24 protein-coding genes are annotated in these 25,451 nt (G+C 58.7%); 12 read left to right on the forward strand and 12 right to left on the reverse strand.

Annotated features, from left to right (window positions below; translation table 11 throughout):
* Positions 1 to 94 precede the first annotated feature (94 nt).
* On the reverse strand, positions 95 to 1,096 hold the full coding sequence (gene waaC / locus VF694_RS12350; RefSeq protein WP_039944030.1) for a lipopolysaccharide heptosyltransferase I: 1,002 nt from the start codon (positions 1,094 to 1,096) through the stop codon (positions 95 to 97).
* 124 nt (positions 1,097 to 1,220) lie between these two features.
* On the opposite strand from waaC, the gene VF694_RS12355 reads away from it, so the two are divergent.
* The 8 genes from VF694_RS12355 (at position 1,221) to VF694_RS12390 (ending at position 9,295) form a co-directional block, all read left to right on the forward strand.
* Positions 1,221 to 2,120, forward strand: a complete 900-nt coding sequence (locus VF694_RS12355; RefSeq protein ID WP_059318350.1) for a LysR family transcriptional regulator — start codon at positions 1,221 to 1,223, stop codon at positions 2,118 to 2,120.
* A 98-nt stretch (positions 2,121 to 2,218) separates the two neighbouring features.
* Positions 2,219 to 3,022, forward strand: a complete 804-nt coding sequence (locus tag VF694_RS12360) for a putative hydro-lyase (RefSeq protein ID WP_003804811.1) — start codon at positions 2,219 to 2,221, stop codon at positions 3,020 to 3,022.
* Between the two features lie 112 nt (positions 3,023 to 3,134).
* Complete coding sequence (locus tag VF694_RS12365) at positions 3,135 to 4,181, forward strand: TRAP transporter substrate-binding protein (protein WP_003804813.1); 1,047 nt, start codon at positions 3,135 to 3,137, stop codon at positions 4,179 to 4,181.
* 90 nt (positions 4,182 to 4,271) lie between these two features.
* Positions 4,272 to 4,892, forward strand: coding sequence for a TRAP transporter small permease subunit (locus VF694_RS12370; protein WP_003804814.1), 621 nt, complete (start codon positions 4,272 to 4,274; stop codon positions 4,890 to 4,892).
* A complete protein-coding gene (locus VF694_RS12375) occupies positions 4,889 to 6,172 on the forward strand; it encodes a TRAP transporter large permease (protein WP_003804816.1) in 1,284 nt (427 codons plus the stop codon). The genes VF694_RS12370 and VF694_RS12375 overlap by 4 nt, the downstream gene beginning before the upstream one ends.
* A 33-nt stretch (positions 6,173 to 6,205) precedes the next feature.
* On the forward strand, positions 6,206 to 6,889 hold the full coding sequence (locus VF694_RS12380; protein ID WP_301606410.1) for a DUF2848 domain-containing protein: 684 nt from the start codon (positions 6,206 to 6,208) through the stop codon (positions 6,887 to 6,889).
* A 42-nt stretch (positions 6,890 to 6,931) separates the two neighbouring features.
* Complete coding sequence (locus VF694_RS12385) at positions 6,932 to 8,287, forward strand: amidase (RefSeq protein WP_003804820.1); 1,356 nt, start codon at positions 6,932 to 6,934, stop codon at positions 8,285 to 8,287.
* Between the two features lie 69 nt (positions 8,288 to 8,356).
* Complete coding sequence (locus tag VF694_RS12390; protein WP_003804822.1) at positions 8,357 to 9,295, forward strand: DMT family transporter; 939 nt, start codon at positions 8,357 to 8,359, stop codon at positions 9,293 to 9,295.
* A 15-nt stretch (positions 9,296 to 9,310) separates the two neighbouring features.
* On the opposite strand, the gene fmt is transcribed toward VF694_RS12390, so the two are convergent.
* Together fmt and def are read right to left on the reverse strand one after the other, a co-directional pair.
* Positions 9,311 to 10,252, reverse strand: a complete 942-nt coding sequence (fmt, locus tag VF694_RS12395; RefSeq protein WP_440164484.1) for a methionyl-tRNA formyltransferase — start codon at positions 10,250 to 10,252, stop codon at positions 9,311 to 9,313.
* A gap of 5 nt (positions 10,253 to 10,257) precedes the next feature.
* Positions 10,258 to 10,776 carry a peptide deformylase gene (gene def / locus VF694_RS12400; protein WP_003804827.1) on the reverse strand — a complete coding sequence of 173 codons (519 nt, stop codon included), beginning with the start codon at positions 10,774 to 10,776 and terminating at the stop codon, positions 10,258 to 10,260.
* Positions 10,777 to 10,943: 167 nt separating this feature from the next.
* Here def and dprA point away from each other — a divergent pair, with 167 nt between their 5' ends.
* The 3 genes from dprA to VF694_RS12415 all read left to right on the forward strand — a co-directional run bounded on the left by dprA (position 10,944) and on the right by VF694_RS12415 (position 13,592).
* Positions 10,944 to 12,098 carry a DNA-processing protein DprA gene (gene dprA, locus VF694_RS12405; protein ID WP_003804830.1) on the forward strand — a complete coding sequence of 385 codons (1,155 nt, stop codon included), beginning with the start codon at positions 10,944 to 10,946 and terminating at the stop codon, positions 12,096 to 12,098.
* 106 nt (positions 12,099 to 12,204) lie between these two features.
* Positions 12,205 to 13,125 carry a hydroxymethylglutaryl-CoA lyase gene (locus VF694_RS12410; RefSeq protein WP_003804832.1) on the forward strand — a complete coding sequence of 307 codons (921 nt, stop codon included), beginning with the start codon at positions 12,205 to 12,207 and terminating at the stop codon, positions 13,123 to 13,125.
* On the forward strand, positions 13,125 to 13,592 hold the full coding sequence (locus VF694_RS12415) for a hypothetical protein (RefSeq protein WP_039944042.1): 468 nt from the start codon (positions 13,125 to 13,127) through the stop codon (positions 13,590 to 13,592). The genes VF694_RS12410 and VF694_RS12415 overlap by 1 nt, the downstream gene beginning before the upstream one ends.
* A 272-nt stretch (positions 13,593 to 13,864) precedes the next feature.
* Here the strand turns inward: VF694_RS12415 and VF694_RS12420 are convergent, their stop codons facing one another.
* From VF694_RS12420 to VF694_RS12455, 8 genes are all read right to left on the reverse strand, one after another.
* The gene (locus tag VF694_RS12420; RefSeq protein ID WP_440164487.1) at positions 13,865 to 14,881 is read right to left on the reverse strand and encodes an amino acid ABC transporter substrate-binding protein; all 1,017 of its coding nucleotides are present in this window, start codon (positions 14,879 to 14,881) and stop codon (positions 13,865 to 13,867) included.
* 91 nt (positions 14,882 to 14,972) lie between these two features.
* The gene (locus tag VF694_RS12425) at positions 14,973 to 16,253 is read right to left on the reverse strand and encodes a phenylacetate--CoA ligase family protein (RefSeq protein ID WP_003804840.1); all 1,281 of its coding nucleotides are present in this window, start codon (positions 16,251 to 16,253) and stop codon (positions 14,973 to 14,975) included.
* Between the two features lie 251 nt (positions 16,254 to 16,504).
* On the reverse strand, positions 16,505 to 17,338 hold the full coding sequence (locus VF694_RS12430) for an ABC transporter ATP-binding protein (protein ID WP_003804844.1): 834 nt from the start codon (positions 17,336 to 17,338) through the stop codon (positions 16,505 to 16,507).
* Between the two features lie 50 nt (positions 17,339 to 17,388).
* On the reverse strand, positions 17,389 to 18,657 hold the full coding sequence (locus VF694_RS12435) for an ABC transporter substrate-binding protein (RefSeq protein ID WP_003804846.1): 1,269 nt from the start codon (positions 18,655 to 18,657) through the stop codon (positions 17,389 to 17,391).
* 137 nt (positions 18,658 to 18,794) lie between these two features.
* Positions 18,795 to 19,859 carry a branched-chain amino acid ABC transporter permease gene (locus tag VF694_RS12440; protein WP_003804848.1) on the reverse strand — a complete coding sequence of 355 codons (1,065 nt, stop codon included), beginning with the start codon at positions 19,857 to 19,859 and terminating at the stop codon, positions 18,795 to 18,797.
* A gap of 12 nt (positions 19,860 to 19,871) precedes the next feature.
* Positions 19,872 to 20,801, reverse strand: coding sequence for a branched-chain amino acid ABC transporter permease (locus VF694_RS12445; protein WP_003804849.1), 930 nt, complete (start codon positions 20,799 to 20,801; stop codon positions 19,872 to 19,874).
* A gap of 11 nt (positions 20,802 to 20,812) precedes the next feature.
* Positions 20,813 to 21,613, reverse strand: coding sequence for an ABC transporter ATP-binding protein (locus VF694_RS12450; protein WP_003804850.1), 801 nt, complete (start codon positions 21,611 to 21,613; stop codon positions 20,813 to 20,815).
* Complete coding sequence (locus tag VF694_RS12455) at positions 21,613 to 23,580, reverse strand: AMP-dependent synthetase/ligase (RefSeq protein WP_059318360.1); 1,968 nt, start codon at positions 23,578 to 23,580, stop codon at positions 21,613 to 21,615. The genes VF694_RS12450 and VF694_RS12455 overlap by 1 nt, the downstream gene beginning before the upstream one ends.
* A 175-nt stretch (positions 23,581 to 23,755) precedes the next feature.
* Between VF694_RS12455 and VF694_RS12460 the strand changes: the two genes are divergently transcribed.
* A complete protein-coding gene (locus VF694_RS12460) occupies positions 23,756 to 24,442 on the forward strand; it encodes a Crp/Fnr family transcriptional regulator (protein ID WP_059318361.1) in 687 nt (228 codons plus the stop codon).
* A gap of 29 nt (positions 24,443 to 24,471) precedes the next feature.
* Here the strand turns inward: VF694_RS12460 and VF694_RS12465 are convergent, their stop codons facing one another.
* Positions 24,472 to 25,440: a Bug family tripartite tricarboxylate transporter substrate binding protein gene (locus tag VF694_RS12465; RefSeq protein ID WP_003804856.1), complete on the reverse strand. Its 969-nt coding sequence runs from the start codon at positions 25,438 to 25,440 to the stop codon at positions 24,472 to 24,474.
* Between the last annotated feature and the right edge of the window lie 11 nt (positions 25,441 to 25,451).

Below are 25,451 nucleotides of genomic sequence, written 5' to 3' on the forward strand. Positions count from 1 at the left end.
AACCTGCCCTCAAACAGGGCCGCAGACCCTTTGGCACCGCGTATTGTAAGCACAAAGCCGGCTCTCAAAAAACGAATTGGCCATCCAGGTCAAACTAGTTTTTTTGCGTATCCAGCAAAGCGCCCTGGGGCGCGGTCGTACGTCCCAACGCCTGATCGATGGCACAGAGTACCGTTTCCGCGGAGGGAGGATGACCTCGCTCTCCCAGACTGGCGGTATAAGCCGAACCTTCCAAAGGCGTGCGCACAGGTGTGGAGGCTTTATAGATACCGATCGTGGGGCGTCCCAAACCGGCCGACAAATGCGTCAGGCCACTGTCCAGCCCCACCATGATTTGCGCCCCGGCCAATTGCAAGGCGATCGGCGTCAGCTCCATACGTGGCATGACCTGGGCCTGGCTGCGGCCAGCAATCAGCGTTTGGGCACGTTCGGACTCGGCAGGGCTGCCAGCCAGCAGGCGCAAAGCCATCCCCTCCTCCTGGAGGCGATCGAACACCTGTTGCCAGTTCTCGGGGTCCCACAGCTTATCGTCGCGACTGGCCGAGGGCATGATGATGGCATAGGGATCACCGTCCTTGGGGGCCTGCGCCGCCAGAGCCTGCAAACCGAAATCCGGCGCTCCGTCAAACTGGTAGCCAAAGGCGGAGGCTGCCAATGTTCGCTGACGAAGCACGGCAGGCTGCCAGAAGGCGACTCGATGGCGCACATCATAGAAAAGCGAGGCAAGCGGTTCCCGGGCCGACTTCCAATCCAAGCCATGTCGGCGCCCCTTGGTCTGCCTGACCAGCCAAATGGATTTCATCAGGGCCTGCATATCGAGGACAACATCGTACTGGCGCGATTGCAGTTGCTCACGCAAGGCAGCGCGCTCCTGACGCGTCTGGGCAGACCACCATTGCTTGCGCCAGCGCCGATGCGCCACGGGAATGACGTCGTTTACCGCCGGATGCCAGCCCGGAATCTGGGCAAAGCTCTCTTCTACAAGCCAGTCAATTTGTGCACCGGGCACATGGCGTGCAATGTCCGAGATTGCTGGCAACATATGAACCAGATCTCCCAATGAGGACGTACGCACAATCAATATCTTGCAAGTCATGGGCGAATTATAGTGGTGGCCGCGTCCAATCCATCAAAGATGCATAAAAATATCCATCTGCTCTTGTTCTGTGCCGCAACCGCCATCAGGCATAATAGAACTGCCTATTTTCAGGACCGGAAACATGATTGATCTCAAACAGATCGAAGCCTTTGTATGGGTTGCCGAACTTGGCGGTTTCCGGGCGGCTGCCGAAAAGCTCAACACGACCCAACCATCTATTTCTCAGCGCATCGCCGGACTGGAATCCAGTCTGGAACTGCGTTTGTTTGATCGGGGCGCCCGGGGCATCAAACTGACAGACAAAGGCCAGGAGCTACTGTCACATGCACAGCGCATGCTGGATCTGCGCACCGAAATGCTGCGCGCTGCCAAAGAACAAAATGCCATCCGCGGGCTGCTACGCCTAGGGGTGGCTGAAACCATTGTGCAGACCTGGCTACATGAGCTGATCGACAAGCTGCACCAGGAGTACCCGGCCCTGGTCATCGAGATCCACGTCGACACCACGAGCGTGCTGCGCCAGCAACTGGCCAGTTTCCAGATTGATATGGCCATGATTGTGGGCGTTGGCCAAGACCCTAAAGAACAATGCATCCGCTTATGTGCGTATCAGTTGGGCTGGGTCGCCAGCCCGACCCTGAAGCTGCACGGCCGCAAAATCAGCGTTTCCGAGCTAGGGGTTTACCCTGTAATCACCTATCCGTCCGGGAGCGTTCCGTACCTGGCCACACGCGAAGCATTGCTGCGTGCCGGCGTCAAATCACCCCGTATTTTTGGCAGTGCATCCCTGAGCACCATCGTGCAAATGACACGTCATGCCATGGGCCCCAGCGTGCTGGCCCCAGCGGTCATAAAAGACGAGCTTTCCGAGGGAAAACTGCGACTTTTGAAGGTCGATCAGTCCCTTCCGGACATCGAATTTTTTGCCTGCTGGATGGACTCGCCCGACAGTCATATTGCTCGCGTCGTCGCCAATCACGCACAAGAAATCGCCCAACAATACGTGCAGACCGATAAGTAATCGTTATGGCCTAGGATTCAAACATACGATTGGACACAAATTATCTGATCGGTTGCAATCCGAGGCTGTGATCAACCCCCTTTGTGCGAGTGGTCATCATGAACCTGCAAACCCTGCCTGTGCTAGCGCCCGAGGCCCAGAAGTGGCGCGAGCTGATCCGTCAACAAATCCATACTGGTCCCACTGCAGGACTGGCCGCAGGCTATGTGCAGGCCAACCTGATGATTCTTCCCAAAGAGTGGGCCGACGAGTTTTTGCTGTTTTGTCAGCGCAACCCCAAGCCCTGCCCGTTGTTGGCCGTGACCGAACCCGGTCAATTTCAGGTCCCGACCCTGGGTGGCACGATTGATCTGCGCACGGACTTCCCCCGTTACCGCATCTGGCAAAATGGCGAGCTCGGAGCCGAGCCACTGAGCATTACCGATGTCTGGCGCGAGGATCTGGTGTCCTTTCTGATCGGCTGCTCCTTTTCGTTTGAAGAGGCCCTGCTGGCCGACGGAATTGATGTGCGCCACATCAGTGCGGGGGTGAACGTGCCCATGTATCGCAGCTCCATCCAGACTCAAGGTACGACGCGCCTGTCCGGCCCGCTGGTAGTATCGATGCGGCCCATGCGTGCTGCCGATGCCATCCGCGCCATTCAGATCACCTCGCGCTTTCCATCGGTACACGGCGCTCCGGTACATATTGGCGATCCGTCCCTGATCGGAATCGGCGACCTGCAAAAGCCCGACTATGGTGATGCTGTGCCAGTCGGTCCTGACGAATTACCCGTTTTCTGGGCCTGCGGCGTTACTCCCCAAGCCGTCGCCGCCCAGGCCAAGCCGCAGTTTTGCATCACGCATGCCCCTGGCCATATGTTGATTACCGACTTGCCCAACACACGGCTGGCCGCGCTTTAAAAATTGGACCGGCACTGTCCGGTCACCCCTCTGGTTTCAATATGCAGCCCCCTGCCCAAAAGGGGGGCGCACTCTATCAACCATACAGCTGGACCGCTATTAGGAGCACCTTATGAAAAAAATCGTACTGACCTCCCTGGCTTTAGGCTCGCTGGCCCTGGGCTCTGCCGCCATGGCCCAGGAACTGCCCAAGACCTCCCTGAAAGTAGTCGGTGGCTTGAGCAATCTGACCGCCTACCAGAATACCGAGCAGCCCTTCTGGACCAAAAAGGTGCCTGAGCTGTCCGGTGGCCAGATCACTGCCGATATCAAAGGTTTCAACGACATGGGCCTAAAAGGTCCTGAAATCATGCGCCTGATCAGCCAGGGCGTGATTCCTTTCGGTACCGCCACCCTGGCTTACTTCGCCAGCGACAACTCGATTAACGAAGCCATCGACCTGGCCGGTCTGGCACCCGATATCGAAGTGGCCAAAAAACTGACCGACGCGTTCACGCCTGCCTACGAAGATTTCTATGCCAAGAGCAACGTCAAGGTACTGGGCTTCTCGACCTACCCTGCCCAGGTCCTGTTTTGCAATGGCAACTTCAATGGCCTGAGCGACCTGAAAGGCAAGAAAGTGCGCACCAGCAGCCGCACCCAGGCTGAATTTGTCCAGGCTCTGGGTGGCAACAGCGTCACCATCCCATTTGGTGAAGTCGTTCCTGCCCTGCAAAACGGCGTGGTTGACTGCGCGATTACCGGCTCCATGTCCGGCTACTCGGCCAAATGGTACGAAGTCAGCTCCAAGCTGTATGAAATGCCAATCAACTGGAACCAGCAGATTCACGCAGCCAACCTGGGAACCTGGAACAAGCTGGACCCCAAAGTCCAGGAGTTCCTGGCCAGCAACATCAAGGCCATGACGCAAGACATCTGGGCTGCCGCTGCCAAGGAAACCCAGGAAGGTTATGACTGCAATACCGGCTCCGATGCGTGTACCCAGCCCGTCAAAGGCAAGATGACGCTGGTCAAGCCAACCGACGCCGACCGCGAACTGCTGAAGAAAGTCATGAGCGAAACCGTGGTGCCCAAATGGGCCGAGCGTAGCTCCGCTGACACCGTGGCTGCCTTCAACGCCAGCCTGAGCCCGATCCTGGGCTTTGAAGCCAAGAAGTAATCTGTACGTACCGCCTGCCACCCATCCTGCGGTGGCAGGCCGCCTGTCCTTCAGGCCCCTCCCTCCTAGACCCTGTACGGGGTAGACACCATGGAAAATACCGAAAAATTCGCCATGCTGAACCGCTTGCTGTCCGGTGCCACGACCCTGTCGCGCATCGCCATCTGGTTCGCAGGCAGCCTGACATTGATCAGCGCCCTCTATATCACCGCGGACGTTCTGTTTCGCAAATTCAGTGGCAGCTCTCTGGGCGGCTCGGATGAGCTATCTGGCTACGCCTTTGCCATCAGCATTTCCTGGGCACTATCTTTTGCCACCCTGCAACGGGCCAATATCCGTATCGACGCCATCTACCAGCACCTGCCGGTCCGTCTGGCCGCCTTGCTGGACTGGATTGCTCTGGTGGCCCTGTCTGTTTTCATTGTCTACCTGACCTTGTACGCCACTGACGTGGCCGGCCTGTCCTGGACCAACCAGTCCACTGCCAACACCGCCATGGGCACTCCCTTGTGGATTCCGCAGTTCCTGTGGGTGGGCGGTCTGATCTGGCTGTGTGTCGTTTTGGCCCTGATGCTGCTGCGCTCCAGCCTGGCCCTGATTACAGGTGACCTGGCCGGTATCCGGTCCCTGTGCGGCATCCGCAGTACCCAGGAAGAAGCGTCCGAAGAAGCCGAGGCTGGCAAACGCATGGTGCAAGGAGACGCCAAATGATTACCACCGCACTGACTCTCTTGCTCGTTCTGATCGGATTGAGCATTCCCGTGGGCGCTGCCCTGGGTGTTTTGGGCCTGATTCTGGACCCGCTGTATTCCATGTTGCCGCTCACTGGCGCCCTGGGTGAGATTTCCTGGGGCACCAGCAACGAATTCCTGCTGGTGGCCATTCCCCTGTTCATCATGCTGGGCGAGATCCTGCTGCGCTCCGGTATGGCCGAACGCATGTACAACGCCATGAGCCTGTGGCTGTCCTGGCTGCCAGGCGGCCTGATGCACGCCAATATCGGGGCCAGCGCCCTGTTTGCCGCCACTTCCGGTTCCAGCGTGGCCACTGCCGCCACCGTGGGCACCGTGGCCCTGCCGCAGATCAAGAAACAAGGCTATAACGAGCCCCTGTTCCTGGGCAGCCTGGCCGCAGGCGGTACCTTGGGCATTCTGATTCCGCCTTCGATCAACCTGGTGATCTACGGCGTGCTGACCAATACCTCCGTGCCCAAGCTGTATCTGGCCGGCATCATCCCCGGTTTGGGCATGGCCCTGCTGTTCATGCTGGCAATCGCTGCCGCGTGCATGGTCAAGCCTAAATGGGGCGGCACCAAGATCAAGGCTAGCTGGGGTCAGCGTTTTGCCAGCCTGGTGCATCTGGTTCCACCCCTGGGTATTTTCTTGCTGGTCGTGGGCTCGATTTACGCCGGTGTTGCCACCCCGACCGAGGCTGCTGCCCTGGGTGTGGTCGGCGCCTTGATTCTGGCTGCCTTCTCGGGCCGCATGAGCTGGACCATGATCAAGGAAGTGCTGGAAGGCACCATGAAAGCCACGGCCATGATCATGCTGATCGTGATCGGCTCGGCTTTCCTGAACTTTGTCATGTCCGCCACGGGCCTGACCAACGCGCTGACTGACGCCATCACCGGGCTGGGTGTCTCGCCCATGGTGATGCTGATGATCATCGTGGTGTTCTACCTGGTGCTGGGCTGCTTCATGGAAACCCTGTCCATGATGATCACGACTATCCCTATCGTGGCTCCCATTATGATCGCTCTGGGCTTTGACCCGGTTTGGCTGGGTATTGCCATCATCATTCTGGTGGAAGTGGCGCTCATCACCCCTCCTGTTGGTCTGAACCTGTTTGTGGTCCAGAGCCTGCGCAAGAGCGGCAGCATGAACGACGTGATGCTGGGCAGCCTGCCTTTTGTGATCATGTTGCTGGCCATGGTGGGCCTGCTGGCTATCTTCCCGGATCTGGCTTTGTGGCTGCCACGCCTGTTCGGTTAATCCCAATCTGTCTTTAAGTTAACGAGTACTGCTATGCGTTTGACCTTTGAACTGGCCCAGGCCACCCACACTGAAATCATCGAGGCTGATCTGCAGCACTGCATCGTGGCCGGTTGGGCGGGCCGTGATCTGGCCGCCATCGAGCACCACATTGAAGAGCTGGCCGAACTGGGCGTACCACGCCCCAGCTCGGTACCGCTGTACTACCGCATCGCGGCCAACCAGATGATTCAGGATGCCGACATCCAGGTCGTGGGTTCGGGGTCGTCGGGCGAGACTGAGGTATTTGTCTTCAATCATCAAGGCCGCCTGCTGGTGAGCCTGGCGTCCGATCACACCGATCGTGTTCTGGAAGCGCATAGCGTTGCCCTGTCCAAACAGATCTGCGCCAAACCCATTGCCCGCGAAGCCTGGTTGTTCAGCGACGTGGCAGAGTACTGGGACGAGCTGATCATCCGCGCCTACATTCAGGAAGACGGCAAGGAAGTCCTGTACCAGGACGGTCCCTTGTCCACACTGAAAAATCCGCTGGAGCTGATCGAGGGCTACTTCCAGTCCACCACCATGCCGGAAGGCTACGGCATGACCTGCGGCACCGTCGGCGCGATCGGAGGCATCCGTCCCGCTGCCCAGTTCACCATGGAACTGTATGACCCCCGCCGCGAACGCAGCATCCGCCACACCTATGTGGCTGAAGTCCTGCCCGAAGTAGCCTAAACTGGCCCAGCCCGCCCCACCCATTTATTTAGCGAGTGATCCATGCTAGCGACTATTACCGAACTGCAACGTGCTCTTGATCGTGGCGAAACCACCTCGGTCGAACTGACTCGGCAAGCCCTGGAACGTATCCAGGACGACAGCCGTGACGGCGCTGCCACGTTCATCGAAGTATTTGCCGAACAGGCTCTGGCAGCGGCCAAGGCTTCCGACATCTTGCGTGCGGCCGGTCTGAGCCGCTCGCTGGTCGAGGGTCTGCCCATGTCGGTCAAGAACCTGCATGACATCGCCGGCTACATAACGTTGGGTGGGTCGACAGTGCTTAAAGATGCTGAGCCTGCCGAGCAGCACGCCACCATTGTGGAACGCCTGCTGCGCGCCGGCGCCATTTTGATCGGCTCGACCAATATGACCGAATTTGCCTTCTCCGGTCTGGGCATCAACCCTCACTACGGCACTCCGCGCTCCGTTTGGGATCGTGACAATGCCCGTATCCCCGGGGGCTCGTCCTCCGGCGCCGGGGTCGCGGTTGCCCAGGGCATGTCGGTCTTTTCCATTGGTACCGATACCGGCGGCTCGATTCGTATCCCTTCGGCCTTTAACGGCCTGACCGGTTTTAAACCCACTGCCGAGCGTGTCCCCAGCGAAGGCACCATGCCCTTGTCCCGCAGCCTGGACTCCAACGGCCCCTTGGCGGTTTCTGTTGAGTGCTGCGCCATTGTTGATGCCATCCTGACCGACCAACCTTATGTACCTGTGGCGACTCCTGCCCTGGAAACCGTGCGCCTGGCCGTACCCAAGACCTTTGTCTTTGATGGCATTGATCAGACGGTACGCGCCGCCTTTGACCGCGCCATCGCCTTGCTGCGTGAGCACGGCGCAGTCGTTGAGGAAATTGACCTGCCCGAGTTTGAGCAGTTGCCCCACATCAACCGCAAAGGCGGCTTTGTCTGCGCGGAAGCCTGGTCCGTTCACCGTGACACCCTGCAAAGCAAGGGCGAACAATATGATCCACGTGTGGCCTCGCGCATCCTGCGCGGCAAGGACATCGACTGCGCTGACTACATCGAACTGCAGGATACCCGCCAAGCCTGGATCAGCGCGGTCGAGAGCCGTCTGGAGCGCTATGATGCCGTGCTGATGCCGACCGTACCCGTCGTCGCCCCGCGCATCGCCGATCTGCAGGCCTCGGACGAGGTGTACTTCGCCACCAACGGCCTGGTTTTGCGCAATCCCACACTGATCAACTTCCTGGACGGCTGCGCCCTGTCCCTGCCCTGCCACGCTGCCGGTGAAGCCCCGGTCGGCCTGATGGTGGCCGCTCCTGCCTACCATGACGAACACTTGCTGGCAGTAGGTGCAGCGATCGAACGGGTATTGCCCTTGCGCGGACGCTAATCCGCTAAGATGAAGTTCGTTTCAGGACGGCCACCCGGCCGTCCTTGTGCTTTGCGTCAGGAGCCTGTCATGAGCACAACCCAGTCTTCCTCCTTGCCCCGGACCAGTCTGACACCGACAGCCTTTCCCTTGGCGGGGGTGCTCATCCTGATTCTGTCGTCCTGGGCGCTGTCGGGACTGGATGCCAGTGGCAAATGGATCATGGGCTTTGGCGTGCCCTTGCTGGTGATGTGCTGGTTTCGCTACGTGGTCCATCTGGCCCTGGTGTTGGCGCTGGTGCTGCCCGTCAAAGGACACAAGATTTTGCGCAGCACCCGGCCCAAAGCGCAAATACTGCGTGGCACCGTGATGATGCTGTCCACCTTTTCATTTTTCACGGCACTGAGCTATCTGCCTCAGGCTGAGGCCACGTCCATCAATTTCCTGGCACCCTTGCTGGTGCTGTCGGTCGCTCCCTGGATTCTGAAAGAACCACCTCGTCTGAGCCGCTGGATAGCAGCCGGAGTCGGGTTCCTGGGGGTGCTCATCATCATCCGACCAACGGCCGGCCTGGACCCGCTTGGGGTGATGTTTGGTTTGATCACCGCCTGCATGTTCGCCACACAATTTATCGCGACCCGTCGCGTGGCGGTGGACAACTCACTGACCACACTGATCTGGAGCGGTGCCGTTGGCAGCATCTGCCTGACCATTGCCCTGCCTTTTCTTTTACCCGCAGCGCTGCCCGCCCTGAAAGAGCTGACCATTTTCCAATGGTTGATTCTGATTTCTACCGGCCTGTGGGGCTGCCTGGGACACTTGCTGCAAATTCAGGCTTATCAGCGAGCGTCGGCCTCGCTGCTGGCCCCCTTTGTCTACCTGCAAATCGTGGCGGCCGCCGCGCTGGGCTGGTTGATCTGGGGTCAGTTCCCCGACATGTTTACCTGGATCGGAATTGGCGTGGTCTGTGCCAGCGGTATTGTGATTGGAACGCTGGAGTGGCGGCGCCAGAAGCAATCCGGCGCCTGACTCGTTGGCGCGAACTTAGCGCGATTGCCAGCCCTGCACAAAGACGGCGACGGGCTGGCGTTTGGAACCGGCTTTTTGCAGCTCCAGCAAACGTAACACCCCTTCACCGCAAGCCACATCAATACCTTGGGCACTGACGTTCAGAATCTGACCAGGTTCTGCGCAATGCGTCTGTTCTACCACCTGAGCGCGCCACACCTTCACAGGCTGCTCCAAACCGGGCAAGGACAGAGTGGAGCCTGGCACTGGGTCAAACGCACGAATACGGCGCTCCAGTTCCTTGGCTGGCCGGCTTAAATCCAGCACCGATTCCGCCTTGGACAATTTCTCGGCATAGGTCACACCTGCCTCTGGCTGAGGAACGGCCTGCAAGGTGCCATCACGCAAGTGCTGCAAGGCGTCCAGCAAGGCCTGCGCCCCCAGTTGAGCGAGATCGTCATGCAAGGTGGCAGCACTGTGGTCATCGCGAATGGGCAGCTCGCTGCGCACCAGCATATCGCCGGTATCCAAGCCTTCATCCATCTGCATGATGGTGATGCCCGTTGCCGCATCGCCTGCCTGAATGGCCCGCTGAATAGGGGCCGCGCCACGCCAGCGGGGCAGCAGACTGGCGTGAATATTGAAGCAGCCATAACGTGGCAGCTCCAAGGTCCACTTGGGCAAAATCAAACCATAAGCGGCCACCACCATCAAATCGGGCTGCACGTCCAACAATGTCTGGCGGGCCTGGGCGGCCTCCTCGGGGTACTTGCCATCCAGGCGCAGACTATGCGGCTGCAGGACCGGGATAGCAGCCTTCAGGGCGGCCTGCTTGACCGGGCTGGGGCTCAGTTTCATACCCCGACCCGCCGGGCGATCCGGCTGCGTCATGACCAAGGGAACCTCAACACCCTGGGCTAGCAGCGCTTCCAAGGCCACACGAGCGAAATCTGGGGTACCGGCAAAAACAATACGCATGGCAACTATTGCCCTGCCTTCAGGGCTTCACGCTGCTGCTTGCGCAAACGGCTGCGAATACGTTCACGTTTGAGCACGGACAGATACTCCACAAACACCTTGCCATCCAGGTGATCCAGCTCGTGCTGCACACACACCGCCAGCAGGCCGTCGGCTTCTTTCTCGTACCACTGTCCGTTCTCGTCCTGGGCCTTGAAACGGATACTGGCCGCACGCTCGACCTTGTCATAAGTATCGGGCACGGACAGGCAACCCTCTTCGTACACCTTCAGCTCTTCACTTTTCCAGGTGATTTCCGGATTGATCAGCACCAGCAATTCATTGCCGCTTTCGGACACATCAATTACCACCACCCGCTCGTGGACATCCACCTGGGTCGCAGCCAGGCCTACACCGGGCGCGTCATACATGGTCTCGGCCATATCCTTGACCAGTTTGCGAATGCGGTCATCGACCTCCTGCACAGGTTTGGCCACCGTGTGCAGTCGGGGGTCAGGAAATTTAAGGATGGGAAGCAAAGCCATTGTCATGTCCGAAGAAAAAGCGATAAGTCGATATAATAAAACAAGTTTCAGAGCGGCATCCGATTGCCCCGGCACACCACGACGCCCTGGTCACCAAACGACATCCACCCTGGATAAAAATATCGGGGTTACACCGAACACGGTTTCGTTTCGTGCCACACTGCCTTATGCCTCATTATTTTAGCTCGGATGAAATTTCGGAAGAATTGCATGCCTGGTTGCGCCTGTCGCTAGAGCCTGGGCTTGCACCCGCCCAGGCCCGGCAATTGCTGGCGGCCTGCGGGCTGCCACCGCACATCTACCAAAGCTCGGTGCAAACCCTGTCGCGGCATATCCCTGGCGAACTGGCGGTACAACTCAGCCAGGAGCCGGTGAAAGAGCTGCAGGCACTCATAGACCAAACGGTGCAATGGCTCAAACAGCCTGGCCACCATATCGTGACCTTGGCTGACGCCAGCTACCCGGCTGCCTTGCTGGATCTGCACGACGCTCCCCTGCTGCTTTACGCAAATGGCGATCTAGGTATCTTGCAGCGTAAAGGGCTGGCTATTGTGGGAGCGCGCAACGCCACCCAATCCGGACAGGAAACCGCGACCGATTTTGCCCATACCCTGGCGACCAAGGGGTGGTGCATTATCAGTGGTCTGGCCAGCGGCATCGATCAGGCCGCCCATAAGGGAGCTTTGCAAGCCGGCTCTCAGGGTGCCGGCACCCTTGCGGTCATGGGTACCGGTCTGGATCTGGTCTACCCGGCCGCCCATCGCGACCTGGCTCATCAAATCAGCGCTCAGGGGCTGTTGCTGAGCGAATTCCCTCTGGGAACACGGGCCCTGCCCCACCACTTTCCGCGTCGAAATCGCATTGTGGCTGCGCTGTCCAAGGGCGTACTGGTGGTGGAGGCCGCCAAACAAAGCGGTTCGCTGATTACCGCCCGTTTGGCCGGGGAGCTGGGGCGAGAAGTCTTTGCCATTCCCGGCTCCATTCACTCCCCTTTGGCTCGAGGCTGCCACGCTCTGATTCGTCAAGGTGCCAAGCTGGTTGAAAGCGCCCAAGATATTCTGGACGAGCTGGGCAATGCCCAAGGCGACGTCTGCCGGGACACGCCTGCCCGGCCCGGACCCACGCCACATGCCCATGACAGCTTGCCCGAGGAACTACGTCCCATCCTGGAGCGCATCGACTTTGCCCCCTTGACTCCGGAGCAACTGATGCGTCGTACCGGCCTGCTGGCTACCGAACTGCCCGCCTTCCTGGCCGAGCTGGAGCTGGCAGGCTGTATCGAGGCCCTGCCCGACGGCCGCTTTCAACGCTTGAAGCCTTAAGAACCATAGGGCAGTTCCTAGGGCGCCAGCCCCGGCCCTCAAGAGGTATCATGACGATTACGTCAGGGCCTGCGGGCCCCAGCCCTCTATCCCTTCAGGAAACTTCATGTCATACCCATCGCGCGTCAAGATTGTGGAGGTCGGCCCCCGGGACGGCTTGCAGAACGAAAAAGAATTCATCCCCACCGACGTCAAGGTCGAGCTGGTCAACCGTTTGTCTCATGCTGGCTTTGTGAATGTGGAAGCAGCTTCTTTTGTGTCGCCCAAATGGGTACCGCAAATGGCCGACGGCGCCGAGTTGATGGCAATGATCGACCGTCGCCCCGGCACGATTTATTCCGTTCTGACCCCCAATATGCGTGGTTTTGAAGGTGCCCTAGCCGCCAAGGCGGACGAAGTGGTGATCTTCGCCGCCGCCAGCGAGGCATTTTCCCAGCGCAACATCAATTGCAGCATCGAAGAATCGCTGGAGCGCTTTGCCCCCGTTGCCCAGGCTGCCAAAGAAGCCGGTTTGCGTTTGCGCGGCTCCATCAGCTGTTCTTTCGGTTGTCCCTATGAAGGTGCGGTAGCCCCGTCCAACGTACTGAAAGTCGGCAAGCGCCTGATTGAACTGGGCTGTGACGAGATCGACGTGGCCGACACCATCGGCGTAGGCACGGCCCGCCAGGTTTATGACCTTATGCGCATGGTGACCGAGCACATAGACCCAGCTCATGTGTCCGGCCACTTCCACGACACCTACGGCCAGGCCATTGCCAATATCGTCGCGTCCATGCAGGCTGGCATTCATATTTTCCACAGCTCCGTGGCCGGTCTGGGCGGCTGTCCCTACGCCAAGGGCGCAACCGGCAACGTCGCGACTGAAGACGTACTGTTCCTGATGCAAGGCCTGGATATTGAGACCGGCATTGATCTGAACGCCGTGGTAGAGACGGGACAATGGATTTCGGCTCACCTGAAACGTAAATCGGCCAGCAATGCCGGTAACGCCCTGGCCGCCCGCAAGCAAGGGGCCGCCGCGTGCTGATGAGCCAAGCCCCCACCAAAGAGGAAATTGACGCCCTGTTAAGCGACCTGGGCCCGCTTCCCATTCAAGGCCGCTCCTGGCCCAAATGGGTCGCTGCCAGTGCCTGGGTCGTGCTGGCCCTGATCGGGGTGCGGTTTGCCTTGGTCGCTGGCTCTCCGCAAGGGGCGGCTATCAGCCCCGTGCTGGCGGGCAGCCTGGTACTGCTGTTTACCGGCCTGATTCTGATTGCCTGGCACATGTGGCATGGGGTCACCACAATTGACCAGACCGGCATACGCCAGAGCTGGATCATGAAGCGGCAAGTGCAATGGCAGGACATCCACTTTGCCAAATTTGTGCCGCTGTTCAACTCCAAGCGTCTGATCTGCTTTACCCGACGTGGTCGTCCCGTGATTTTTCAAGGTGCCACACAGGATCTGCAAGTAGCCTTTGCCAAGATTTCCCTGGTGTTGAGGCGCAAGAATTAGGTCTTCCGGTTTGCTCCGTAAGGCTTGGCATATTGGGGCAAACAATCCAGCACGTCTTCCATACGAAAGCCGTGCGCAGCAGTTAGACAGACCAGGTATGGCCGTGTTCCACCCCACGACGATACCTACACCACCAGTCCCCGGGGCAGCGCACACCATCCGGGGACCAAGAGCAAAACGCACAGCAACGTCATAGCCCCCAGACCCATCAGTCAATAAAAAAGCAGCTCTCAAAGAGAGCTGCTTTTTGCATATCGTGAACCCCGAAAGGATTAACGAATAGGCAGACCATAGATCAGGCCACCGTCGATCCACAGGGCATTGAGGCCGCGTTCGATCTGCAGCGGGCTGCCTTTACCCACGTTACGCTCGAAAGACTCGCCGTAATTACCGACTTGCTTGATGATGTTGTAAGCCCATTTTTCGTCCAGGCCCAGGTTCTTGCCGGCACCTGGCGTCACCCCAAGCAGACGCTGAATGTTGGGATTGTCGCTTTTGAGTTTTTCATCCACGTTGGCGGCCGTCACACCCAACTCTTCGGCATTGAAGCTGGCTTGCAGGGACCATTTCACAATGTTCAGCCAAGCATCGTCGCCCTGACGAACGAAGGGACCCAAAGGCTCTTTGGAAATGATTTCTGGCAGAACCAGATAATCGTCCGGGTTCTCCATTTTGGAGATGCGAATCGACGCCAGACCGGAGGCGTCAGTGGAAAACACGTCACAACGACCCGCCACAAAAGCATTGACCACTTCGTTGAACTGTTCGATCACGACTGGCTTGTAGTCAACCTTGTTGGCACGTGCCCAATCGGCCATCGTATTTTCGTTGGACGTGCCAGTCTGCATGCAAACGGTAGCGCCGTTCAGTTCCTTGGCACTGGTCACGCCCAGCTTCTTGGACACCAGAAAACCCTGGCCATCGTAAAAGTTGATGCCGGCATGAATGGCACCGAGCGCCGTGTCACGCTGCTGGGTCACGGTGGTATTACGGGCCAGAAGATCAATTTCGCCCGATTGCAAGGCTGTGAAGCGCTGCTGGGAGTTCAAAGGCACCGCCTTGAACTTGCTGGCATCACCCAAGGTGGCCGCCGCCACCGAACGACATACGTCAATATCCAGGCCCGTCCAGGTCCCCTTGTCATCGGGGGCCGAAAACCCGGCAAAACCGGTGGTCACGCCACACAGCACGTGGCCGCGCTGTTGGACATTGTCCAAGGTGGCTGCATGGGCAGCAGGCAGGCTGGCCATCAAGGCCAGGACAACAGCAGAAACTGGCACAAAGCGCATCGGGCTCTCCTCAAAAGATATAGGTATTGGCTATTTTCCTGAAATAGTACCGCAGCCCGAACGCTACTTGTGTGCATATCTATATGGCAAATTAATCGTAGCTGCGTTGGTCCTCGATGACTTTACCATCCCTTGGCAGGGCGCCAGGTGCCATAAACTCCACCTGGGCGCGCAGTTTGGTGATCTCACGGATCGAATCCGCCAAGGCGCTTTCCAGCCCGTCGGGCTGTGCGCTCACTTCCACCTGAAACACCATCTGATCCTGGCCACTGGCCCCGCGTACCACCAGACGGGCTTGCCCCAATTCTTTGTGCCGCAGACGAATCTGCTCCACCTGCCCCGGATGCACAAACATGCCCCGCACCTTGGTAGTCTGATCCGCACGCCCCATCCAGCCGCGAATACGCTGATTGGTGCGGCCGCAGGGGGATTGTCCAGGCAACACGGCAGACAGGTCCCCCGTCCCGAAGCGCACCAGCGGATAGTCGGGATTGAAAGAAGTCACCACGACCTCGCCCACTTCACCCGGGGCCACCGGCTGTCCCGTGCCAGGACGCACAATTTCCAGGATCAGGTTTTCATTCAACACCAAGCCTTCGCGAGCCTGGGTTTCGTAGGCGATCATGCCCAGATCTGCACTGCCATAAGCCTGGTAGCCTGCCACCCCTTGCTCGCTGAACCACTTTTGCAACGACGGCGGATAGGCCTCACCTGAAAACAAAGCCTTGCTCAGACCCGGCAAGGCAATTTGCATGGCCTGGGCTTTTTCCATGATGATTTTCAGAAAACTGGGTGTGCCGGTATAGCCATGAGGGCGCAAATCGGCCATAGCCTGCACCTGCTGCTCGGTTTGGCCCACCCCACCGGGAAATACAGTGCAATCGAGTGCATGCGCGGCCGTTTCCATCATGGAGCCTGCCGGAGTGAAGTGATAAGAAAAACAATTGAAAATCAGTTCTTCACGCCGAAAACCTGCCGCATACAGGGCACGCGCGAAACCCCAATAGTCCGAGCGGCGGCTTTCAGGTTCGTACATGGGGCCGGGCGAGGCAAACACCTTGCGGGCCGCTCCCCAGGAGATGGAGGAAAAGCCCCCAAAGACAGCCTGCGCGTAAGCGGCCGAAGACTGCCCGGCCCGTGCCTGCTCCCGAGCCTGAAGCTGGGCCTGCAACAACTCACTTTTACGAAACACCGGGATGGCCAGCAGATCCTCGCGGCTGCGCACGGCCGCCAGCTCCACGCCCTCCAGTTGCCTGGCAATGGCAGGGGCGCCCTGGGCTGCCGCCTGCAACACCTGCGGCAAACGGGTCATCAAATCGGCTTCGCGCTCGTCCGGTTCCAGGGTCTCGCGCTCATCGTAATACTCGCTCATTTATCCTCCAGTAGGATGAATTGGCATCCCAACACGCTGCGCCAAACCAATCTGCTGTCCACAGACAAAGGCGTGTCAATGCCAAGCTCCGCAGCCACACCCTGTGTAGCCAGAAGCAGCCCAAAACTCAAAACGTCAAAAGGCCAAGGGCGGCACCTCATGTGCATCCCGGTGGCAGGTCTTTCCCTGTGCTGATCCTGCTGCTGTTCAGTACAGGCCAGACCCGGCTGATACATGGAAATTCCTGGGCGTTACGCCAGCCAGCGCTTGCGACGCCGGTAAAATTTATTGTCGCGAAAGCTCTTGCGCTCTCCTCCCGACACACCCAGGTAAAACTCCTTGACGTCCTCGTTCTCGGCCAGCGCCTGCGACGGTCCGTCCATCATGACCCGGCCGTTTTCCAGGATGTAGCCATAGTCAGCATATTTCAGGGCCACGTTGGTGTTTTGCTCGGCCAGCAGGAAACTGACTCGCTCGCGCTGATTCAGATCCCGCACAATCTCGAAAATTTCTTCCACCACCTGCGGTGCGAGTCCCATGGACGGTTCGTCCAGCAAAATCATGCCCGGATCGGCCATCAAGGCGCGGCCAATGGCACACATTTGCTGCTCCCCGCCCGAGGTATAGCCGGCCTGACTGGCACGGCGCTGCTTGAGTCGCGGAAAATACTGGTAGACCTTGTCCAGCTCGGCGCTCAGGTCGCCACGCGACAAGGAGCGGGTATAGGCCCCCGTCAATAAATTTTCTTCAATGCTCAAGTGCGCGAAACAATGACGCCCTTCCATCACCTGCACCACACCGCGCTTGACCAGATCGGCCGGCGTCAGCTGATCAATACGCTCACCACGCAGATGGATCTGGCCTTTGGTCACATCGCCGCGCTCGGCGCGCAGCAAATTTGATACGGCCCGCAAGGTCGTGGTTTTACCGGCACCGTTGGCGCCCAGCAAGGCAACAATCCGCCCCTCCGGCACCCGCAAGGACACGCCCTTGAGCACCAAAATGACGTGGTTGTAAATCACTTCGATGCCATTGACGTCCAGCAGGGCGGGCGTCTCATCCACTTGGCCTACGGTCTCACTCATAATCTTCCCCACGCAATGCAGTGCCCAGGGCGAACCCTGGGCGCCTGGGTTTAGCCTTCGCAGTTGCGAGGCGTAATTTTCTTCTCGGCGGCGTACTTGGCCGACATTTCCTTGACTAGCGGATCGACAAATTTCTTGTCGGACTGATACCAGTCGGACACGACTTCAAATTTGTTGCCATCCCACTGCACAATACGCGCCCAGTCGTCACCCATGTGATTGCTGCATGAGGTTTTGATGGGGCGCATGATGCCCTCAAAGCCCAACTCTTTCAGACGCGCCTCGTCCAGGTTCAGGTTTTCAAAACCCCAGCGCACTTGCTCGGGGGTCATGTGTTTGCCTTTGCCGAACTTTTCCTGAGCCGCGCGGATTGCTTCGACCTGCATCATGGAGATCATCATGCCGCGAGTGTGGGCCAGCGTACCCACGTACTTGTCGCCGTTTTCAGCGCCTTTGCCCTTGGCATGCATCTCGCGCACCGCATCATGCACCGGACCATCGGCAGCACTGTTGTGGATGGTAATGCCCTTGTATCCCTTGGCAGTCTGGCCCAGATCGACCACATCGCTCTCGGAGGCAGCCCACCAGATGCCGTAGATCTTGTCGCGGGGGTAACCCACGGCCTGCGCTTCACGGATGGCGGTAGGCGTCATGATCCCGGCGCTCCACAGCAAAACGAAATCAGGACGGTTCTTGCGCACCTGCAGCCAGGTGGACTTCTGCTCCACGCCAGGCGCTGTCACCGGGTACAGATCCAATTTAAAGCCTTGCTCTTTGGCACGAGCCTGCAACAGCGCAATCGGCTCTTTGCCGTAAGGCGAGTCGTGATAGACCAGGGCAATACGCTGATCTTTCAGCTTGTCCTCACCCACTTGCTTGGCAATGTCCTGAATCATGACGTCCGCCGCGGTCCAGTACGTACCCAGCAAGGGGAAGTTCCACTCAAACACCGCCCCGTTGGCCGAGTGCGACAGGCCGTAGCCCATGGTCTCAATGGGCACCCCATCCACAAAGGCCTTGTCAGTCAAGGCGAAGGTAATGCCCGTAGACTGCGTGTCAAAACCCGATGCCCCGCCATTCTTGCCTTTCATGCGCTCGTAGCACTCCACGCCGCGGTCGGTGGCGTACGCGGTCTCACATTCCTCGTACACCAGCTTGACGCCATTGACACCGCCATCGCGTTCATTGACCAAAGCCAGATAGTCCAGCTTGCCGTCCGCCCACGGGATACCCAATGGCGCAAAGGAGCCGGTGCGGTAGGTCAGCAGTGGAACGTACTGTTCCTCGGCTGCCACAGCGGCTGTACTCATGGTCAGCATTGCAGCGCAAGCACTCAAACCGAGCACAGCGCGTTTCAGTCGTGTTGTCATCTCCTGGTCCTCCGATAAGTACCATGTGTCTGAATACCCCGTCCCGATGGGCGGGGCTGTTGTTGTAATGAACTGCCTACCTGCTGTTAATGGGGGAAGGGCCACAAACGCAGCTTTTCCTTACCAATACTCCAGAGTCGAGCCAAACCGTGCGGCTCCACAATCAAGAAAAACACAATCAGGGCACCAAACACCATGTGCTCAATGTGCGAAGCGGTATCCACCCCGATGGACACACCAAACCAGTGCGGCACGTTGGTCAACAGCACCGGCAGCAAAACCATGAAGGCAGCGCCGAAGAAACTGCCCACAATCGAGCCCAGTCCACCGATGATGACAATGAACAGCAGTTGCAGGGAACGATTCAGGTCAAAGGCCAGCGGCTCCCAGGAACCCAGGTGGATAAAGGCCCACAGGGCACCGGCAACACCGATGATGAAAGAGCTGACGGCAAAGGCGGTGAGCTTGGCATAGACCGGACGGATACCAATGACCTCGGCCGCCACATCCATGTCACGGATTGCCATCCATTGGCGGCCAATCGCGCCACGCACCAGGTTCTTGGCCAACAGGGCAAACACCACCACGAAGATCAGCACAAACAAGTACTTTTGCATGGGGGTTTGAACCGGCAAACCAAAGGCGCTCAAGGCAGGTACCGACACGTTGCCCGAAGGCGAATAGTTCGTGAAAAAGGCAATGCGAAGGAAAGCCCAATCCACAAAGAACTGTGCGGCCAGTGTCGTGACAGCCAGGTACAAGCCACGGATACGCAAGCTGGGGATGCCAAAGGCCACGCCCACCAGAGTGGCAAACACGCCACCCAGCAGGATTTGCAACACCAGCGGCAACTCCGGAATACGGACGCCAAAGTTCCAGGCGGCATATGCCCCCACGGCCATGAAGGCGCCCGAACCAATCGAGATCTGGCCGCAATAGCCCACCAGGATGTTCAGGCCAATGGCTGCCAGAGACAGGATCAGAAAGGGGATCAGAATGGCTTGCAGGAAGTAGTTGGATGCCATGGCAGGCACCACCAGGAATGCCACCAGCAACAAGCCCAACACCACATAGCGATCCTGGCGGATGGGGAAAATCTGCTGGTCAGCCCGATAGCTGCTTTTGAACTGACCATTTTCGCGGTAAATCATATCGACTCCACCTCAGACGCGATCAATAATCTTCTCGCCGAACAGACCTTGTGGTCGGAACAGCAGGAACACCAGGGCCAGCACATAAGCGAACCAGATCTCGATGCCGCCGCCCACATAAGGGCCCAGGTACACCTCGGACACCTTCTCGCCCACACCGATAATCAGGCCACCCACAATGGCGCCAGGCACCGAAGTCAGGCCACCCAGAATCACCACCGGCAAGGCGCGCAGCGCAGCGGTCGACAAGGTGAACTGCACCCCATATTTGGAGCCCCAGATAATCCCGGCGACCAGGGCCACCAAACCGGCTACGGTCCAGACCACAACCCAGATACGGTTCAGGGGAATACCGATTGACTGCGCCGCCTGGTGATCGTCTGCCACCGCCCGCAGGGCACGGCCCACGCTGGTGTATTGGAAGAAGATGGCCAGGGCCACCACCAGCAAGGCCGCCACTACGGCCGAGCTCAGGTCTTCCAGACTGACCAGCACACCACCTTCAAACACGGACTCCAGGATGAACGCCGGGTCTTTGGGCATCCCCACATCGATGGAGTACACCGAACTGCCAAACACGATCTGGCCCAGGCCATCGAGCAGGTAGCTGATGCCGATCGTAGCCATCAACAAGGTCGTGCCTTCCTGATTGACCAGGTAACGCAACACCCAACGCTCGATGACGACAGCCAGCACAAACATCAAGATGGCCGAGACAATAAAGGCCAGCACATTGCCCAATAAGCCGGGCTCCATACCCAGCCACTGTGGAATCCACTGCGACAGACGGGCCATGGCCAGAGCGGCCACCAGCACCATGGCGCCCTGTGCAAAGTTAAAGACACCCGATGCTTTGAAGATCAGGACAAAGCCCAGCGCGACCAGGGCGTACAACATCCCGCTCATCAAGCCGCCCAACAAGGTTTCAAGAAAAAATGCCATGTCCGTTCCCCTCAATGGCCAGCGCCAAGATAGGCGCGGATGACGTCCGGGTTCTGCCGCACTTCGTCCGGTACCCCATCACCAATCTTCTTGCCATAGTCCAGGACCACCACGCGGTCCGAAATATCCATGACCACGCCCATATCGTGTTCAATCAACACAATCGTGGTGCCGTACTCTTCGTTCACGTCCAGAATGAAGCGGCACATATCCTGCTTTTCTTCGATGTTCATGCCCGCCATGGGCTCATCAAGCAGCAGAATGCTCGGTTGCATTGCCAGGGCGCGCCCCAGATCCACCCGTTTTTGCAGGCCATACGGCAGTCGCCCCACCGGCGTTTTGCGGTAGGCCTGGATCTCCAGAAAGTCGATGATGCCTTCCACGTATTCACGGTTGCGAATCTCTTCACGCTCGGCCGCCCCCAGACGCAAGGCCTGAGCAAACACACCGCTTTTCATGTGCAGGTTGCGACCCGTCATGATGTTATCCAGCACACTCATGCCCTTGAACAGGGCCAGGTTCTGAAAGGTGCGGGCAATACCCTGCTCGGCGGTGTGACGCGAGTTCATGCGGGCATAACTCTGGTCACGTAAAACAATCTCGCCTTGTTGTGGCGCATACACGCCGTTGATGACGTTCAGCATGGAGCTTTTGCCGGCTCCGTTCGGGCCAATGATGGAGCGAATCTCGTGTTCACGAATGTTGAACGAGATGTCGGTCAAGGCTTTCACCCCACCAAAGGACAAGGAAATATTTTTCAAATCCAGTATCACCGGGCCTATGCGACGGCCCGCCACTTGCGCCTCACTCATCATGCGCTCCTTGCTGCTGCGTCTGTCATGCGCTCAATGTGCAGGTCTGCCGAAATGCGACCGCTGCGCCCATCCTCGAACTTCACTTCTGTCTCCACAAACTGCCGGTCCAGTCCATTGAACAGGGCATCGACCAGCACCTTGTATTTTTGAGCAATAAAGCCCCGGCGTACTTTACGGGTACGGGTGAGCTCATCGTCATCGGGGTCCAGTTCCTTATGCAGAATCAGAAAGGCGCTGATGCGCGATCCCGCCAGTTTGGGGTCGCTGGCCAGATCCTCGTTCACCTGCGCCACGCAGTCACGAATCAAGGCATAGACCTCGGGTTTGCCCGCCAGGTCGGTATAGCCGGCATAAGGCAGATTGCGGCGCTCGGCCCAGTTGCCCACGGCTTCCAGATCAATATTGATGAAGGCACAGACCTCTTTCTGGCCGTCACCAAACGCCACCGCCTCTTTGATAAAGGGAAAGAACTTGAGCTTGTTCTCGATGTACTTGGGCGCGAACAGGGAGCCGTCGGCCAATTTGCCCACATCCTTGGCGCGGTCGATGATCTTTAGCTGACCATCGGTATCCAGATACCCCGCATCCCCCGTGTGATACCAGCCATCCTCGGTAAAGGATTCGGCGGTGGACTCAGGATTGCGGTAGTACTCCTTGAACAGTCCGGGGCTGCGCACCTGAATCTCGCCGTTATCGGCCACGCGGATTTCCACCCCTTTCACAGGTGGGCCTACGGTGTCGGCCCGCACATGACCATCTTCCTGCACGCACACGAAAACAGACGTCTCGGTAGCGCCATAGAGCTGCTTCAGGTTGATGCCGATGGAACGATAAAAATCAAACAGATCCGGGCCAATCGCCTCGCCAGCGGTGTAGGCAACGCGCACGCGGCTCATGCCCAGGGCATTGCGCAAGGGGCCGTAGATCAGGATATTGCCCAGGCCATAGCACAGCCGGTCCCACAGGCCCACACCGGGTCGTTTGTCCAGAATCTTCACGCCCACGCGTTGAGCCAAGGCCATAAAACGCCTGTACAGTCCGCGTTTGAGGGCGCTGGCATCTTCCATGCGAATCGTGACTTGCGTCAGCAAGCCCTCCAGCACGCGTGGCGGCGCAAAATAATAGGTGGGGCCAATATCATGCAGGTCGATGGACACGGTTTCGGGCGACTCCGGGTGATTCACCGTAAAGCCTGTCACCAGAAACTGCGTGTAGGAAAACATGTTCTGCCCGATCCAGGCAGGGGGGAGATACGCCAGGACTTCCTCGGCATCGGTCAGCGATTCCAGCTCCTGAATGGCCAGCCCGCGATCAATCAGGGCCGCATGCGTCAGAACCACGCCCTTGGGCTTGCCGGTGGTGCCGGAGGTGTAGAACATGGCGGCTGCATGATCCGGAGCAATCGCTTTCCAGATGCGGCGTACGCAATCGGGATCATGCGTCAGTTGCAAACGCCCCTGCTCCATGACCTGCTCGATGTATTGCAGTTGCTCTTGCTGATAGTTACGCAAACCGCGCGGGTCGTCATAGATCAGCGCGTCCAGGTCCGGGCATTGATCCCAGACTTCCAGCAACTTGTCGACCTGCTCCTGATCCTCGACCACCGCCACACGTATGCTGGCATCCAGCAAGACGTGCAGCATCTCCTGAGCCACTGCATCCTGATACAGCGGCACGGGTACGGCGCCCAGCATCTGCGCCGCCATCATGGCCAGGTAAAGGCGCGGGCGATTCTCACCAATCACCGCGACATGCTGACCGTCTTTGACACCCAGCCCGGCCAGGCCCGCAGCCAGTTGCTCGGCCTGTTCGGCTAGCTCCCGCCACGTCCAGGTCTGCCAGATTCCCAGGTCTTTTTCGCGCATGGCGACTTTGTCGCCACGCACCTGGGCATGGTGTTCTATCCAGGCTGGGAAGGTGCCGGGTAAACCCGCTACCTGCTCTTTATCCATCCGCACAACCATGTCTCCTCCGAATTTTCCCGGCTTGTTATGGTCCAGGAGGCTGCTTATGATTGCGGCAGAAGGCACATGTTATGCCTTCACGCTATTTGCAGCCTGTTATTAATCAAGTTATCGGCTGCCCGTCCCGAAGATTGTCACGGACATGACATTCGACCTTTATCGAGGGTTAATCCTCATGCATGTTGTAGATGCTTTATCCGAGCGAGCCGCCTGGTTTCGCCTGTTGACGCCGGAGCTGCAAGAGCGAGTGCGCCGCGACACGCTCATTACCGCCTACGAGGCCGGAGCCATCGTCGAACGCAAGGGAGAGCGCGCCACAGCCTGGATTGGTGTGCTCTCGGGTTTGCTCAAGGTGTCGGTCGGAAACTCTGAGGGCAAGATCGCCTCCATGACCGGGGTGCCAGCCGGCGGCTGGATAGGGGAAGGCTCCTTGCTGAAAAACGAAGAGCGCAAATACGATGTGGTGGCCTTGCGCGACAGCCAGGTGGCCCGCTTGCCCATGCACAGTTTCAACGATTTGCTGGACCAGAGCATTGCTTTCAACCGCTACCTCCTGCATCAGCTCAATGAACGTGTGGCGCAATTTATCGGCAAGGCTGAGTACAACAGCCTGTCTACGCCCGATGCCCGCGTGGCACGTTGTCTGGCAGAGCTGTTCAATCCACTGCTCTACCCCGGAAAAGGTCTGCGCCTGGACATCACCCAGGAAGAGATCGGCTATCTGGCGCGGGTGTCGCGCCAACGGGCCAACCAGGCCCTGCGTCAGCTGGAAAACGAAGGGCTGTTACTGATCAAGTATGGGGGCGTCCAGGTTCTGGACCTGGACGGCCTGAAACGTTACGGCGATGAATATGCCGCCTGATGATGCGGTCGCATCCGACCGCATTCCGGTCAGTCCAGGCGGATGTCGGCCCGTTTGATTACGGCGGCCCAGTCGGCACGCTCGCGCTCGGCATAAGCCCGGAACTCATCGGACGTCATCGGCATGGGCTCCACGCCCATATCGCGAATACGCTGAGCCAGTTCAGGCGTTTTCAGAGCCTGCATCAGGTCCTGGCTCAAGCGTTCACGCGCGTCCTCAGCCATCTTGGGAGGGCCTACCAGTCCTTGCCAGGCGTAGGCGTAGAAATCGGCAATCCCGGCCTCGGCCATGGTCGGCACCTGCGGCATCAGACTGCTGCGCTCGGGAGTGGCAAGCGCCAGCACCCGCAGTTTGCCCGCCTTTATATGAGAGAGCGCGGCAGCGGAATCCACAAAGGACATATCCACCTGACCGCCCAACAGATCCTGAATGGCCGGCGCGGCTCCTTTGTAGGGCACATGCACGATTTTGCTGTCCGTGCGTTGCTTGAACATTTCGAGGGCCAGATGGTGGGGTGAGCCACTGCCTGCAGATGAGGCGGTCAGTTTTTCAGGCTGGGCGCGAACCGCTTCCAGGAGCTCGGCCACCGTTTTGTACGGAGACTCTTGCGGGACTGCCAGCATCAAGGGAAAGCGGGCCAGGCCACCCACGTAGGTAAACGCGGCGGGATCGTACTGCAGTTTGCTGTACAGGGAGGAATTAAAGGCCAGCGTGCCCGAATCGGCCGTACCCACGGTATAGCCATCCGGCTTGGCATTGCTGACGTAGGTTGCGCCAATAATGGTGGCAGCCCCCGGTTTGTTTTCCACAATCAGTGTCTGTCCAAGGCTGCTTTCCAACTGTTTGGCGACCAGCCGGGCTATCACGTCAGAACCGCCCCCTGCGGGATAGGGTACGACCCAGGTCACTGCCGACTGAGGCCAGTTCGCTGCCAACGCCGTTCCGGTCAGGGTGGCGCCCAGCAACAGCACACCGGCTCCAAATTTTTTCCAATGCATGATGTCTCCTC

Source organism: Alcaligenes sp. Lyrl_28, from assembly GCF_051948705.1.
Taxonomy (GTDB): domain Bacteria; phylum Pseudomonadota; class Gammaproteobacteria; order Burkholderiales; family Burkholderiaceae_B; genus Alcaligenes; species Alcaligenes ammonioxydans.

What these genes read in the sequence shown, in the direction of transcription:
- VF694_RS12415 (WP_039944042.1), top strand. Translation starts at nt 13,125, where the DNA reads ATGAGCCAAGCCCCCACCAAAGAGGAAATTGACGCCCTGTTAAGCGAC.
- VF694_RS12360 (WP_003804811.1), top strand. Translation starts at nt 2,219, where the DNA reads ATGAACCTGCAAACCCTGCCTGTGCTAGCGCCCGAGGCCCAGAAGTGG.
- dprA (WP_003804830.1), top strand. Translation starts at nt 10,944, where the DNA reads ATGCCTCATTATTTTAGCTCGGATGAAATTTCGGAAGAATTGCATGCC.
- def (WP_003804827.1), bottom strand. Translation starts at nt 10,776, where the DNA reads ATGGCTTTGCTTCCCATCCTTAAATTTCCTGACCCCCGACTGCACACG.
- VF694_RS12365 (WP_003804813.1), top strand. Translation starts at nt 3,135, where the DNA reads ATGAAAAAAATCGTACTGACCTCCCTGGCTTTAGGCTCGCTGGCCCTG.
- VF694_RS12450 (WP_003804850.1), bottom strand. Translation starts at nt 21,613, where the DNA reads ATGAGTGAGGCGCAAGTGGCGGGCCGTCGCATAGGCCCGGTGATACTG.
- VF694_RS12430 (WP_003804844.1), bottom strand. Translation starts at nt 17,338, where the DNA reads ATGAGTGAGACCGTAGGCCAAGTGGATGAGACGCCCGCCCTGCTGGAC.
- VF694_RS12460 (WP_059318361.1), top strand. Translation starts at nt 23,756, where the DNA reads ATGCATGTTGTAGATGCTTTATCCGAGCGAGCCGCCTGGTTTCGCCTG.
- VF694_RS12375 (WP_003804816.1), top strand. Translation starts at nt 4,889, where the DNA reads ATGATTACCACCGCACTGACTCTCTTGCTCGTTCTGATCGGATTGAGC.
- VF694_RS12465 (WP_003804856.1), bottom strand. Translation starts at nt 25,440, where the DNA reads ATGCATTGGAAAAAATTTGGAGCCGGTGTGCTGTTGCTGGGCGCCACC.
- VF694_RS12455 (WP_059318360.1), bottom strand. Translation starts at nt 23,580, where the DNA reads ATGGTTGTGCGGATGGATAAAGAGCAGGTAGCGGGTTTACCCGGCACC.
- VF694_RS12370 (WP_003804814.1), top strand. Translation starts at nt 4,272, where the DNA reads ATGGAAAATACCGAAAAATTCGCCATGCTGAACCGCTTGCTGTCCGGT.
- waaC (WP_039944030.1), bottom strand. Translation starts at nt 1,096, where the DNA reads ATGACTTGCAAGATATTGATTGTGCGTACGTCCTCATTGGGAGATCTG.
- VF694_RS12390 (WP_003804822.1), top strand. Translation starts at nt 8,357, where the DNA reads ATGAGCACAACCCAGTCTTCCTCCTTGCCCCGGACCAGTCTGACACCG.
- VF694_RS12380 (WP_301606410.1), top strand. Translation starts at nt 6,206, where the DNA reads ATGCGTTTGACCTTTGAACTGGCCCAGGCCACCCACACTGAAATCATC.
- VF694_RS12355 (WP_059318350.1), top strand. Translation starts at nt 1,221, where the DNA reads ATGATTGATCTCAAACAGATCGAAGCCTTTGTATGGGTTGCCGAACTT.
- VF694_RS12385 (WP_003804820.1), top strand. Translation starts at nt 6,932, where the DNA reads ATGCTAGCGACTATTACCGAACTGCAACGTGCTCTTGATCGTGGCGAA.
- VF694_RS12425 (WP_003804840.1), bottom strand. Translation starts at nt 16,253, where the DNA reads ATGAGCGAGTATTACGATGAGCGCGAGACCCTGGAACCGGACGAGCGC.
- VF694_RS12445 (WP_003804849.1), bottom strand. Translation starts at nt 20,801, where the DNA reads ATGGCATTTTTTCTTGAAACCTTGTTGGGCGGCTTGATGAGCGGGATG.
- VF694_RS12410 (WP_003804832.1), top strand. Translation starts at nt 12,205, where the DNA reads ATGTCATACCCATCGCGCGTCAAGATTGTGGAGGTCGGCCCCCGGGAC.
- VF694_RS12420 (WP_440164487.1), bottom strand. Translation starts at nt 14,881, where the DNA reads ATGCGCTTTGTGCCAGTTTCTGCTGTTGTCCTGGCCTTGATGGCCAGC.
- fmt (WP_440164484.1), bottom strand. Translation starts at nt 10,252, where the DNA reads ATGCGTATTGTTTTTGCCGGTACCCCAGATTTCGCTCGTGTGGCCTTG.
- VF694_RS12440 (WP_003804848.1), bottom strand. Translation starts at nt 19,859, where the DNA reads ATGATTTACCGCGAAAATGGTCAGTTCAAAAGCAGCTATCGGGCTGAC.
- VF694_RS12435 (WP_003804846.1), bottom strand. Translation starts at nt 18,657, where the DNA reads ATGCTGACCATGAGTACAGCCGCTGTGGCAGCCGAGGAACAGTACGTT.